We start from the raw sequence: 12,360 nt of genomic DNA on the forward strand, positions 1-12,360 counted from the left end.
ACGATCCTGCTCCGCACAGAGTCCGCCGACAGTCCGCAAGACATCCGCATCTCGCCATTGACGGCCAACTACCTTCCACGCCTATACGCGCAGGCCAGGAAGGAGAACGCAGCCTATCCGCCGATCAGCAGCGAAGCCCGCAATCATGTCGGGGATGACGAGGGCGGCCCGTTGTCAGAGGCGTCCGGCACGCTGAGAGACGCATACCTCGCTACGGAGGTCCTCATGGACGGCTCGATCACCCGCATCACGCTCAGCGACGGCTCAACCCGCTATCGCGCCCGGTATCGCGACCCAGGCGGCCGTCAGCACGAGAGGCGCTTTGCGCGGAAGGTAGATGCGCAGCGCTGGCTGGATGAGGCTACGTCAGCCATGGTCACGCAAACGTGGACGGCGCCAGTCCGAGGCCGGATCACCGTCGAGGAGTGGTCCGATCGATGGCTGTCCTCGCAGACCGGGGTCAAGCCGAGCACCCTCTACCGGTACGAGAACCTGCTGCGGACCCACGTCCTGCCGTCGTGGAGTCGGTACCGGCTCGCCGACGTCACTCACGCCGACGTCGCCGTCTGGGTGGCTGAGCTGCTGACGCAGGGATCCGCCCCGGGCACGGTCCGCCAGGCCCACCGCGTCTTCTCACTCCTCCTGGGCCTCGCCGTCCGCGACGGGCGCATCCCCCGCAACCCGGCCGAGCGCGTACCCCTGCCCCGAGTGACGCGGCAGGAGCCGAGGTTCCTCAACCATGACGAGGTCGAGCGGCTCGCCGACGCGGCGGGTGAGGACGGGGACGTCATACGGCTGCTCGGCTACACCGGACTGCGCTTCGGCGAGATGGCCGCCCTGCGGGTCCGACGGGTCGACTTCCTCCGGCGCCGGCTCACCATCGCCGAGGCGGTCACCGAAGTCGGCGGGCGGCTGGAGTTCGGCACACCGAAGACCCATCAGCAGCGGACCGTGCCCCTGCCCGCGACCCTCGCCGAGTCGCTGGCCCGCCACTGCGAGGGCAAGCAGGGCGACGACCTGCTGAGGACCACGGCCAGCGGCACGGTGCTGCGGCTGCGGAACTGGCGTCGGGCCGTCTTCGATCCGGCGGTCCGGACGGCCGGGCTGAGCGACGTCACCCCACACGACCTCCGGCACACCGCCGCCTCTCTCGCCGTCGCCAGCGGCGCGACCGTCAAGAGCGTCCAGCGGATGCTCGGGCACGCCTCGGCGGCCATGACGCTGGACGTGTACTCGGGCCTGTTCGACGACGACCTAGCCGCTTTGGCCGACCGGATGGACGCCGCCGCGCGGGCAGCCACGGACGCGCGTGTGGGCGCCGTGTGGGCGCGGCCAGCAGCCGAGACTCCGACGAAGGGAAAACGCCAAGGTCAACGCGGTGGGCCCCGTGGGGATCGAACCCACAACCCGCGGATTAAAAGTCCGCTGCTCTGCCAATTGAGCTAGAGGCCCGAGGGCACGCCGCGCCGGCACGCCCCGGTTCCGGGACCACCGAGAGCGGTTGCCCGTCCCGCGAAGGCTACCGCCGGACGGACGACGCTCCCGCGGGAGCGTCGTCAAGTTCTGCGCCTTGACCCTCGCCCCCGGAGCGGCCGGCCGTCGCCGTCACCCATCGCCCGAAGGGACGGGGTGCGAACTAGCGTCTGCCGCATGGTCCTCGGACTGATCGAGCTGGCGGTGGTCCTGGCCGTGCTCGCGCTCCTCGGGACCGTCGGCTGGTCGCTGTGGACCGCCCTCCGCCAGAACGCAGCGGTCGCTCCCCTGCCGTCCCGGCAGCGCGCCCAGCTGGCCGCCGCCGTCGCCCAGGCCCGCTGGGTCCCGGCCCACGACGAGATCGACGGCACGACCCGGATCCTCGTGCGCCGGACCTACACCGGTCTGGACGGCCTGCCGGCAGTGCTGGACGAGCGGGTGCTGCAGACCTTCCCGGCGCAGGACCCGGCCTGGGAGGCCAGGTTCACCGAGGCGATGTCCGCCGCGCGGTTCCGCTGCGCCTACCTCAACGCCGAGGAGTCCCAGTGACGTCGTCCCACCGCGATCACAGGACGTCGAGGAGCAGGAGGAGCAGCACGGTGATCAGCGCGGAGAGGGCTAGCGAGCCGAGGCAGCCCAGCCGGCTGGAGAAGAGGAAGAACATTCCCGCCCTCTGCCCGACCGGGTGAGCGGCGAACCTCGAACCGCATCGACATGAGCTTTCCGTCACTGTGCCGTCCGGATGTGCACCCGTTCAGGGGATGCCGAACTCCGGGTCCGATTACGTAGGGTCATCACTGCCCCGCCTGGTGCGTGCTCCCGGGTGGCCGATGACCCCGGCCCGGCCGACCCGTTCCCCCCGGGCCGGCCGGGCCGGCTTCTCTCGCGGCTCAGCGGTTGCGGCTGTGCACCCGCGCCATGACGTGCCCTGCCTCCATGCGCACCTCGAGCTTCTCCTGCGGGTTGGCCGCCGGCCCGCGCCGCGGCTCGCCGCTGTCGAGGTCGAACGCCGAGCCGTGCCACGGGCAGACCAGGCACTGCGACCCGCGCACCTCCTCGACCGTCCCTTCCTGCAACGGCCCGGACAGGTGCGCGCAGGCGCCGACGAAGACGTCGACCTTCGTCCCCCGGCGCACCACGGCCAGCGGCACGTCCGCGGCCCCGCCGGTGCCCGTGCGCCGCGCCGGCCGCCCCTCGGGGAAGTCGTCCAGCGGCCCCAGGTCCAGCCACTCCGAGGACAGCGCCCGCGCCGCCGTCGCCGCGTGGGACGCCCCGGACGACTGCGCGTAGGACATGTGCCCGCCGATGGCCGCCGATCCCCCGGCGATCGCCAGCCCACTGTAGGAGAGCACCCGCCCCAGCCCGCCGCGGTCCTTCCGTCGCGCCGCCAGCGAGCCGGCGTACAGCCCGAGCGCGACCGTGTTGGCGACGGCGTGCAGCGCGCCGAGCCGGCGCACGCCGGGCCCCTGCTCCGACCAGTCGGCCGCGCCCGACGCCGCGGCAGGCACCGCCGCCGCCACCCCTGCGCCGATCAGGAACGTGGCCGCCGGCCGCAGCCGCGGAATGGCGTCGAGCAGTCCGGCGGAGACCCAGCTCCCCACCGGCACCTGCACCAGGATCGGATGGAGGGGGTGGCCGATCCAGGTGCCGTGCAGGAGGTCCTTGACCGGCGGCGGGAGCGCGCCCCGCACGGCCCGGCGGGCCGGCTCGATCACCTTGTCGAACGTCGCGACGTCCGCGACCCGGTCGAGGAACCCCAGAAGACTCATGCGGAGGCTGCTACCCCCGGCGCGCGGCGCCGACTCCCCGGTCACGACGCGGTCTCGTCCGGGTGCATCCCGCGGAATGCGGCAGCTTCTGCCAGTTGTTACCGGCATGCTGACCTGTGACAACGAGCGGCGCGAGGAGGATCCTGAGTCGCGCCGCCGCCCGCGCCCGGAAGGACCTCCGTGACCCGCCCGTCCCTGTTGCGTCGCCGTGCCTCCGGCAGCGACGTCGCGGGGGACCCGGTGGCGGAGACCGCGCCCGCGCCCGCGCCCGCGCCCCAGGGGACCGTACGGCTGGCCGAGCGTCTCCGGCGGGACGACACCCTGGCCCAGTTCGCCCGCTTCGTCCTGGTGGGCAGCTCGACGACGCTGGTCTACGCGATGCTGTTCATCCCGTTCCAGGGCTTCGGCTACCTGGCCGCGCACCTCATCGCCACCGTCGCGTCCACCGTGCTGGCCAACGAGATGCACCGGCGGCTGACCTTCCACGCCGAGGACCGCGTGGGCTGGTTCACCGCCCAGTGGGAGGCGAGCACCGTCGCCGCGCTGGGCCTGGTGGCCACCAGCGCCACCCTCGGCTGGGTCGACACCACCGCCGCCGAGGGCCACGTCTGGCTGCAGATCACCGCCGTCGTCACGGTGACGGCGGCGATCGGCCTGATGCGCTTCATCGCGCTGCGCTGGATCTTCCGGTCCCCCGCCGACGAGGCCTGACCACCCGGGCGCGCTCGCCGCTCCACCCGCCGCACCTCCGCGCGGCTCGCTAGCGTGGGCAGCGTGACCGAGTCGCCGGACGCCGTGCAGAGCGACGCCGTGCCGAGCGACGCGCCCTCGCCGTGGCGCCGTCGCGCCCGGCTGGCCGGCCTGTGGCTGGCGCGGATCGGCCTGGCGCTGGTCGGCGCGCTCGTCGCCGTCCTCCTCTTCGCCCGGATCTCGGCGCCCATCGGCCCGTTCGACGCCACCCTCGCCGTCCGCCCGGGGTCCGGTGGCGCCGAGGTCGCCGTCCCGCCGCTGGGCTCGCTGGCCGTGGACGTCTTCGACGGCCCGCTGCGCCTGGACGTGCAGCTGCAGAGCGTCGACCAGGTGCGGGCCCAGGCGCTGGCGAACGACCCCGTGCGGCTGGCCGGCGTGGTCGACCGGGTGACCGAGGACCTGCAGGGCGCTGCCGTGGAGCTGGTCGTCCGCACCGTCGTCGTGGCGCTGATCGGCGCCGCGCTCGTGTCCTGGCTGGCCCTTCGCCGCCGTCGCGAGCCGCTGATCGCCGCCGGCATCACCGGCGCCCTCCTGCTCGGCATCGGCGGGATCGGCGCGACCACCTGGCGCCCGGAGGCCATGTCCACGCCGACGTACACGGGGCTGCTGGTCAACGCGAACAGCCTGATCGGCAACGCGCAGGACATCGTGGCCCGCTTCGACGCCTACCGCGCCTCGCTCGAGGATCTGGTCGCCAACGTCGGCTCCCTGTACAGCACCCTCTCCGCGCTGCCGCCGCCCGGCGCGGCCGACGACACCGTCGCGCTCCTGCACGTGTCCGATCTGCACCTCAACCCCGCCGGGTTCGACCTGGTGCAGCAGGTCGTCGCCCAGTTCCAGGTCGACGGCGTGCTCGACACCGGCGACATCACCGACTGGGGCAGCCCGCCGGAGAACCAGCTGATCGCCTCCGTGGGCCGCCTCGGCGTGCCCTACGTGTTCATCCGCGGCAACCACGATTCCGCCACCACCGCGGAGCGGGTCGACGCCCAGCCGAACACCACGGTCCTCGACGACTCCACGACCGAGATCGCCGGGATCTCGATCGCCGGCGCGAAGGACCCGCGCTTCACCCCCGACAAGAGCTCGGGGGACGACGACGCCGGCCCCGAGGTGCTCACCCGGTCCGGCGAGCGGCTGGCCACCCTGATCGAGTCGCTGGCCGAGCCCCCGGAGGTCGCCCTCGTGCACGACCCGAAGCAGGCTCCGCCGCTGGAGGGGCTGTCGCCGGTGATCCTCGCCGGCCACACCCACGAGCGGAAGGTCACCGAGCTCGACGACGGCACGCTGCTCATGGTGCAGGGGTCCACCGGTGGCGCCGGGCTGCGCGCGCTGCAGGGCGAGTACCCCGAGCCGCTGACCTGCACGGTCCTCTACTTCGCCGCGGGCACCGGCCGGCTGCAGGCCTACGACGAGATCACCCTCGGCGGGCTCGGCGAGTCCGAGGTGACCATCCAGCGCACCGTGATCCCGCTGCCTGTCCCCGAGAACGGCACCGAGGACAGCCCCGAAGACGGCGCCGTGGACGACGGCGCTCCGGCGTCCCCGCCCGGATGACCGCGCAGTCCTACCCTCGCACCATGCCCGCGACGACGACGTCCCGCTCCCGCCTGGCCGCCGGCCTGCTCACCGGCGGGCTGGGCCTCGCCGCCCTGACCGGCTGCACCTTCGGCTCCGAGAACGTCCGGTGCTCGCCCAGCTCGTGCACGGTGACGCTGGAGGGCACCGACGCGCAGGTCGACATCCTCGGCACCACCCTCACGTTCGCCGGCACGCAGGACGGTCGCGCCTCGCTCGGCGTCGGGTCGGCCGACGTCTCCTGCGCCGAGGGCGAGAGCGTCTCGGCCGGGAGCCTGGACCTGGAGTGCTCCTCGGTCACCGAGGACCGCGTCGAGCTCACCGCCTCGCTGGGCTGAGGCCCTGGCGCGATCCCGGCGGTCGGACGACCCTGTGCAGGAGCGCCTCGGACGGCATGTATTGTTTCGTCTGCCCCCGGCAGAACGAGCCCTCATCGTCTAGTGGTCCAGGACGCCGCCCTTTCAAGGCGGTAGCACGGGTTCGAACCCCGTTGGGGGCACAGCACGACACAGTTTGGCCCTGTAGCGCAGTTGGTTAGCGCGCCGCCCTGTCACGGCGGAGGTCGCGGGTTCGAGTCCCGTCAGGGTCGCTACCCGGTGCGCGAGCACCGGGAGGGGCAGGTAGCTCAGTCGGTACGAGCGCTCGCCTGAAAAGTGAGAGGTCGGCGGTTCGACCCCGCCCCTGCCCACCCTCTTCTCTTCCCCCGCCGCCAGCTCTGGCCGCGGGTTCCTAGGCCCAGCTGCGGTCCGCCGCCACCTGGGCGTACACCTCCGCGTGCACCCGCCGGACGGCGTCGCGCTGCTCCTCGCGCCAGGCCCGGTCGGCCGGCCGCGGCATGGGCCGGGTCAGGGCAGCCGACACCGCCGCGGTCAGCGACACCGGGTCGAGGCCGTCGATCTCGTCGTTGGCGTAGGTCACCACCTCCGACCACTGGTCGGCGAAGAAGCCGCAGCTCGGCGCCACCACCCGGGTGCCGACGTCGCGGCACACCTCCAGGTCGCGGGAGTGCGTCCCGCACTGCTCCGGCAGCACCGCGACGTGCAGCTGCTGCAGCTGGGCGGGCAGCTCGCCCGGCCGGAACACCACCAGCTCCAGGTCGCCGTTCTCCGCCATGGCCCGCACGCCCGGATCGACGTCCGAGCCGGCACGGGCGAGCACCCGGAGCCGGCCTCCGCCGGAGACCGCTCCCGACGCCGCCGCCCGGGCCACCGCTGCGGGTTCCGGCACCGCCGGCGACGCCGTGCCGAGCTGGACGCCGACCAACCCGCGCTCGGCCCCCAGCTCGGGGTCGGGGACGGCGAGCGACGGATGGGCCACCACGATCGCCGTCCGGCCGTAGCGGTCGGCGATCTCGTCGGCCGCCGAGGGCGTCAGCGTCAGCACCACCTCCGCCGTCCCCAGCAGGGTCGCCAGGTGGGCGTCGTGGCGGACGCGGCCGCGCTGCCCGGCCTCACACAGCTGGTGCACGGTGACGACGAGCGGGACGCCCAGGCGCCGCACCGTCTCCGCCCACCGCTCGAGCGCGGGCACGTCGAGGTGGCCGTAGCCGGTGTGCAGGTGCAGGACGTCGACGTCGCCGGCGTGTTCGGTCAGGTAGGCCTCGTCGAGCCAGGAGCTCGGCTCCCCGGGTTCCCCCACGCGCACCGCCCCGCCGGGCAGCACCGCGTCCACGTAGCGGTCCGAGAACGGGACACTGGCGACGCGGAGCGGGTTCGGCTGCCCGCCGGCGGCCTCGCCCGGGCTGGGTTCTGCGGACATCACTGGCTGGGTTCTGCTCCTCGTGCGGTCTCGAGCGGGGCGGCTCCTCTGCCTACCCTGCCATTCTGTGGCCAACCTGTGACCGACTCCATCGGGTGATCGTCCGGATCCGCGCCGTCAGCGGGCGGCCTGCTCGGCGGCGTAGGCCGGCGCCCGGAACCGCGCCAGGGGACCGTCGGGGACCAGGCCGGGCGGCGGGTGGCGGACGGCGTCGAACCGCAGGTCCGGGTCCAGCGTGCGCACCGGATCGGCGAGGGTCAGCCGGGCGAAGGGCCGCCACGGCTCCGTACCGCGAGCGGCCGCGAGCACGAAGACCAGCGCTCCCCGGTGGACGGCGGCGGCCGGCGGTGCGGGATCGGAGGGGACGCCGTCGGTGGTGGGCAGGGCGGCGATGCGCAGGGATCCCGCGACCGAGCGGTAGGCCATGATCGAGCAGTACGCCGAGGCGGTGTCGCGGCGGAGCGCCGGCAGGACCCGGGTGAGCCGGCCCCGGCCGGTGCTGGAGAGCAGCAGGTCGACCGGCGCCCCGTCCTCCCCGCCGAGCCGGACCGCGAGGCCCAGCAGGTCCGGCAGCCACGCGGGCAACCCGGCACCCCGGGACACCCGGACGACGACGCCCTCGGTCCCCGTGGTGTCGAGGAACGGCACGCCCCACGGCCTGCTCCCACCGTGCCGCTCCAGGACCGCGTCGAACACCGCGCCCCGCGGATGCATCGGCTTGCCGTCGCGCCACCGGGCCAGCGCGGCCAACGGCACCGCCACCAGCCGGCCCGCTCCCCGCGCCAGATCTCCCACGACCGCCCTCCCCTCGCCGCGCGCTCCCTACCCGGACCGGGCGGGACCACGCTGAGCGCGGGCCGCCCCGTTCCCCTGACCAGCCCGAACGGCTACGGTGGGCCGGCCCGGCGCCGGTTGTGGAGACCTGTGTGACGGGCGGGACGAGCCCCGGGGACCAGCGGCGAATAGTGCGCAACGCGGCCGGGATCTTCGGCGCAATCTGACCGCCGCGCCCCGTGACACGGACCGATCCGCACCACTACTTTCTGAGCATGCTCTCGACGCTCCTGGTGCTCGGCGGTGTCCTCGTGGGGCTCCTCGTGCTGCTGGCCCTCATCGTCAGCCTCAGCGCCCGCCCCGCCACGGTCGCGCGCTCGACGAGCGCCGGTCGCGGCGAGACCTGGGTCGCCCAGGCCGGGCGTGCGCACCCCGACGCGTGGTCGCCGATGGCCGGCGCCTCGACGAACGAGATGCCCGCCGTCCGCTGATCGCGGACGCCCCCGACTCCGGCGTCCCGGCGGCTGCGGTCAGCGCGCCGCCGGGACGATCCGGTCAGCCGGCCGAGGCCATCAGCTCGGCGGCCCGCTCGCCGATCATCACCGCCGTCGCCGCCGTCCCCCGGCTGGGCACCGCGGGCAGCACCGAGGTGTCGACGACGCGCAGCCCCGTGAGACCCAGCACCCGCAGGTGCTGGTCGACGACCGCCCCCTCGCCGGAACCCATCGGCGCGGTCGCGGAGAGGTGCACGGCGGTGCCGACCCGGGCCGTGATCCAGGCGTCCAGCGCGGCGTCGTCGTCCCGGATCGCGTCGGGCAGGGCGTCCGACGGCCCCACGGTGCCCGCGACGGCGGCGGTGCGGAGCAGCGACGCGGCGAGCCGCACCCCCTCGCGCAGGCCGCGGCGGTCGGCCGCCTCGGCCAGGTAGCGGTACGCCAGCCGCGGCGGCCCCGCGGGATCGCGCGGATCGAGGGTCAACCGCCCGCGCGCGACCGGGTGCTGGAGCCCGATCCCGATCATCGGCTCGGGATCGACGCCGAAGGGCCGCAGCCACGGCAGCAGCTCGACCTCCCCGCCGCTCACCGGGGCGTGCAGGACGCCGTGCAGGGGCAGCGCGGGCACCGGCACGCCCGGGGCCGGGCGGTAGGGCAGGTAGACGATCGGGTGGTCGCTCGACGCAGCGCCCACGGGCAGGTCCGCGACGACGTCGATCCCGGCCGCCGCCAGGTCGGCCGCCGGCCCCAGCCCGGAGACCAGCAGCAGGTGCGCCGAGCCGACGGCCCCGGCGCTGAGCACCACCTCGCCTGCGGAGACCGGGCCGTCGTCGGTCAGCACGCCGACCGCGCGGCCGCCCTCGACCAGCACCCGGCGCACGACGACGCCGCTGCGCACCGTGAGCGCCGGCAGCCCGCGGCGGGGGGCGAGGTAGGCCATCGCCGTGTTGATCCGCACGCCGCCGTCGACGTTGAACGGGATGCGCCCGTGGCCGGGCCCGGCGTCGCCGTTCTCGTCCTCGACGACGGCGAACCCGAGCTCCGCGCTCGCGGCGGCGAAGGCGTCGGCCAGCGGCGTGGGGCCCGGCAGCCGGCGCACCGGCACCGGGCCGTCCGTGCCGTGCAGCGGCGAGGTCCCGAAGTCTGCGTCGGACTCCGACCGGCGGAAGGCGGGCAGCACCGCGTCGTGCGCCCACAGCGGGTTCCCCGCGGCCGCCCAGCCGTCGAGGTCGGCCCGGGGGGCGCGGATCCACACGGCGGCGTTCAGGGCGCTGGAGCCCCCGGCGATCCGGCCCCGCGGCACGCGCACGGCCCGACCGGGGGCCACCTCGGCCGCGAGGTCCCAGTTGAGCGGATGCCCGGGCGCGGTGGCGGCCAGGCTCGCCGGATCACGCACCTCGGCCGGCCAGTCCGGCACCGCCAGCGGCACCGGGCCGGCCTCGAGCAGCAGCACCCGCCGGCCGCCGTCGGCCAGCCGTGCCGCCAGGGCACATCCGGCCGTCCCGGCACCCACGACGACGACGTCCCAGCCCGCCCCGAGGGCAGAGATGGCCACTTCTGCCCTACCGGGGGTCAGGCACCGTCGAGGCCGAGCACGTCGGGCAGGTCCAGCCGGCGCACCTTGCCGGTGGAGGTGCGCGGCAGCTCGGTCACCCGGTGCAGCGCCTTGGGCCGCTTGGCGGCCGCGAGGCGCTCGCGGGCCCAGCCGACCAGCTCGTCGACGTCGGCGTCGCCGACGTAGGCGCCCACGACCCGCTGCCCCCAGTCCGCGTCGGGCACGCCGAACACCGCGCTCTCGATCACACCCGGGTGCGCGTCGAGCACCGCCTCCACCTCGGCGGGGTACACGTTCACGCCGCCGGAGATGACGAGGTCCTCGCGGCGGCCGTCGAGCCACACCACGCCGTCGTCGTCCACCCGGCCGAGGTCGCCGACGGTCACCCGGTCGCCGCGCCAGGCCGCGGCCGTCTTCTCCGGCGCCCGCCAGTACTCGAAGCGGGCCCAGCGGGGCACCGCGCACCACAGCTGGCCGCGCTCGTCGGTCTCCAGCCGGCGTCCCGGGCGCGCCCGCCCGACGCTGCCGGGGTGCGCCAGCCAGTCCTCCGGCGAGCAGACGGTGAACTGGGCCTCGGTCGAGCCGTAGAACTCCCACACGCTGCCCTCGGGGAGCGCCGCGAGCACCGCCCGCTTGAGCGGTTCCGGGCAGGGTGCTCCGGCGTGCACCAGCCGGCGGAAGGAGGACCAGTCGATGTCGTCGCGCGCCAGCAGCCGCTGCAGGTGGGTGGGCACGCAGAACGTCGTGGTGGGCCGCAGCTCGGTGATGGTCCGTGCGGCGCGCTCGGCGTCGAACGGGCCGGGCAGCAGCACCTCGCCCCCGGCGAGCAGGGTGTGGATGGCGAACCGCAGCGGCGCGCTGTGGTGGAGCGGCGACAGCACCAGGTGGCGGTCGGAGGCGTCGAAGCCCCAGAGCTCGATCTCCTCGGCCGCGAGCGCCCGGGCGTCGTCGTCGGCGAGGACGCCGGACCACACGCCCTTGCGCCGCCCGGTCGTCCCCGACGTGTAGTGCATCGGGCGGGCCAGCGGCACGTCGGCGAGCTCCGCCTCGTCGGTGCCGGTGAGCAGGCGGGCGGGGTCGTCGGCCACGTCGAGCGCCGGATCGGCGTCCTCGGCCAGGGCCGCGCGTTCCGCGGCCGGCAGCCCCGGATCCAGGACGACGGGGACGATGCCGGTCCGCAGCGCGCCGAGCACGACGGCCAGCAGGGCGGGCGACGCCGCGGCCGAGACCAGCAGCCGATCCCCGCGCCGCACCCCGGCCGCCGCCAGCGCGGCGGCCGCGCGGCGCTGGTCGCGCTCGCTCTCCGCGCTCCGGACGACGGGGATGCTCACGCCGGGCGCACCGTTCCGTCGACGGCCTGCTCGACGCGGCCCTCGGCGCGCAGCTTGTCCAGCGTCGCCCGCGTCGACTGCGCGGCGGCGAACCAGACCTCGCGCGGCACCTCCGCGTAGATGACCGCGACCAGCTCGTCCACGGTCGTGGCGCCGGCCTGCAACGCGGCCACGACCTGCCCCTCGCGGTAGGCGCGGTGGGCGAGGTAGTAGTCGAGCACCGCGCCCGGGTCCTCGGTCAGCTCGGGGCCGTGCCCGCAGTACAGGGCGCTGGGCCCCAGGTCGCGGACGGTGCGCAGCGACTCCAGGTAGGCCACGACGTCGCCCTCGGGATGGGTGACCACCGAGGTGCCGCGGCCCAGGACGTGGTCGCCGACCAGCACGGCGCCGGACTCGATCCGGAAGGCCAGGTGGTCCGAGCAGTGCCCGGGCGTCGGGACGACGTCGACCGTGGTGCCGGCGAGCCGCAGCCGGTCGCCGCCGGTGAGCACGCGCCCGCCGGGGCCGGCGACGTCGCCGCTGCCGGCCATCACCTGGGCTCCGAAGCGGGCACCCCAGGGCAGGGCCGCCTCCGCGTGGTCGCCGTGGTGGTGGGTGACCAGCACCGCCGCCACACGGGCGCCGCGTGCGGCCAGCGCCGCCTCCACCGCGGCGAGGTGTGCCGGGTCGTCGGGGCCGGGATCGACCAGCACCGCGGCACCGCTGCCCGGTGCGCCGACCAGGTAGCTGTTGGTGCCGTCGAGCGTCATCCTGTTCGGGTTCGGCGCCAGCACCCGCGTGACCAGTGGTTCCAGGTCGGCGGTGCGCGGCATGCCGCCGAACGCCGGGAGCTGCCAGCTGGTGCGCGGATCGACCGGAGCCTTCACGCGGGGCACGCT

Annotated in this window: 11 protein-coding genes, 4 tRNA genes and 1 pseudogene; 9 read left to right on the top strand and 7 right to left on the bottom strand. The window is 75.1% G+C overall.

What is annotated here, in order from left to right; genetic code table 11:
- Positions 1 to 225: 225 nt before the first annotated feature.
- Positions 226 to 1,176: pseudogene (locus tag CRP29_RS23840) on the top strand (tyrosine-type recombinase/integrase); the annotation flags it as partial.
- A 203-nt stretch (positions 1,177 to 1,379) separates the two neighbouring features.
- On the opposite strand, the gene CRP29_RS18275 reads toward CRP29_RS23840, so the two are convergent.
- Positions 1,380 to 1,452 (bottom strand) — tRNA-Lys (locus CRP29_RS18275).
- 198 nt (positions 1,453 to 1,650) lie between these two features.
- Between CRP29_RS18275 and CRP29_RS18280 the strand changes: the two genes are divergently transcribed.
- Positions 1,651 to 2,022, top strand: coding sequence for a hypothetical protein (locus CRP29_RS18280; protein WP_097196518.1), 372 nt, complete (start codon positions 1,651 to 1,653; stop codon positions 2,020 to 2,022).
- 341 nt (positions 2,023 to 2,363) lie between these two features.
- On the opposite strand, the gene CRP29_RS18285 is transcribed toward CRP29_RS18280, so the two are convergent.
- The gene (locus tag CRP29_RS18285; RefSeq protein WP_097196783.1) at positions 2,364 to 3,242 is read right to left on the bottom strand and encodes a Rieske (2Fe-2S) protein; all 879 of its coding nucleotides are present in this window, start codon (positions 3,240 to 3,242) and stop codon (positions 2,364 to 2,366) included.
- A gap of 180 nt (positions 3,243 to 3,422) precedes the next feature.
- Between CRP29_RS18285 and CRP29_RS23360 the strand changes: the two genes are divergently transcribed.
- From CRP29_RS23360 to CRP29_RS18315, 6 genes are all read left to right on the top strand, one after another.
- The gene (locus CRP29_RS23360; protein WP_245853027.1) at positions 3,423 to 3,953 is read left to right on the top strand and encodes a GtrA family protein; all 531 of its coding nucleotides are present in this window, start codon (positions 3,423 to 3,425) and stop codon (positions 3,951 to 3,953) included.
- Positions 3,954 to 4,016: 63 nt separating this feature from the next.
- Positions 4,017 to 5,549: a metallophosphoesterase gene (locus CRP29_RS18295; RefSeq protein ID WP_245853029.1), complete on the top strand. Its 1,533-nt coding sequence runs from the start codon at positions 4,017 to 4,019 to the stop codon at positions 5,547 to 5,549.
- A 23-nt stretch (positions 5,550 to 5,572) separates the two neighbouring features.
- Complete coding sequence (locus CRP29_RS18300; RefSeq protein ID WP_097196786.1) at positions 5,573 to 5,908, top strand: hypothetical protein; 336 nt, start codon at positions 5,573 to 5,575, stop codon at positions 5,906 to 5,908.
- 88 nt (positions 5,909 to 5,996) lie between these two features.
- A tRNA-Glu gene (locus CRP29_RS18305) sits at positions 5,997 to 6,069 on the top strand.
- Positions 6,070 to 6,085: 16 nt separating this feature from the next.
- Positions 6,086 to 6,159: transfer RNA gene (locus tag CRP29_RS18310), tRNA-Asp, on the top strand.
- A 25-nt stretch (positions 6,160 to 6,184) separates the two neighbouring features.
- Positions 6,185 to 6,258, top strand: a tRNA-Phe gene (locus tag CRP29_RS18315).
- A gap of 41 nt (positions 6,259 to 6,299) precedes the next feature.
- On the opposite strand, the gene CRP29_RS18320 is transcribed toward CRP29_RS18315, so the two are convergent.
- Together CRP29_RS18320 and CRP29_RS18325 are read right to left on the bottom strand one after the other, a co-directional pair.
- Positions 6,300 to 7,328 (bottom strand): glycosyltransferase, encoded by a 1,029-nt coding sequence (locus CRP29_RS18320; RefSeq protein WP_097196519.1) that lies wholly within the window; start codon positions 7,326 to 7,328, stop codon positions 6,300 to 6,302.
- Positions 7,329 to 7,445: 117 nt separating this feature from the next.
- Complete coding sequence (locus CRP29_RS18325) at positions 7,446 to 8,123, bottom strand: phosphodiesterase (protein ID WP_097196520.1); 678 nt, start codon at positions 8,121 to 8,123, stop codon at positions 7,446 to 7,448.
- 254 nt (positions 8,124 to 8,377) lie between these two features.
- Here CRP29_RS18325 and CRP29_RS18330 point away from each other — a divergent pair, with 254 nt between their 5' ends.
- On the top strand, positions 8,378 to 8,593 hold the full coding sequence (locus CRP29_RS18330; RefSeq protein WP_097196521.1) for a hypothetical protein: 216 nt from the start codon (positions 8,378 to 8,380) through the stop codon (positions 8,591 to 8,593).
- A gap of 64 nt (positions 8,594 to 8,657) precedes the next feature.
- Here the strand turns inward: CRP29_RS18330 and mftG are convergent, their stop codons facing one another.
- From mftG to CRP29_RS18345, 3 genes are read right to left on the bottom strand one after another with little or no spacing between them, the layout of a single operon-like run.
- The gene (gene mftG / locus CRP29_RS18335) at positions 8,658 to 10,151 is read right to left on the bottom strand and encodes a mycofactocin dehydrogenase MftG (RefSeq protein ID WP_245853031.1); all 1,494 of its coding nucleotides are present in this window, start codon (positions 10,149 to 10,151) and stop codon (positions 8,658 to 8,660) included.
- 17 nt (positions 10,152 to 10,168) lie between these two features.
- A complete protein-coding gene (locus tag CRP29_RS18340; protein WP_097196522.1) occupies positions 10,169 to 11,482 on the bottom strand; it encodes a class I adenylate-forming enzyme family protein in 1,314 nt (437 codons plus the stop codon).
- Positions 11,479 to 12,348, bottom strand: coding sequence for an MBL fold metallo-hydrolase (locus CRP29_RS18345; protein WP_097196523.1), 870 nt, complete (start codon positions 12,346 to 12,348; stop codon positions 11,479 to 11,481). Before CRP29_RS18345 ends, CRP29_RS18340 begins: the two co-directional genes overlap by 4 nt.
- Positions 12,349 to 12,360 lie beyond the last annotated feature (12 nt).

It is taken from the genome of Blastococcus aggregatus (genome assembly GCF_900221005.1).
Classification (GTDB): Bacteria; Actinomycetota; Actinomycetes; order Mycobacteriales; family Geodermatophilaceae; genus Blastococcus; species Blastococcus aggregatus.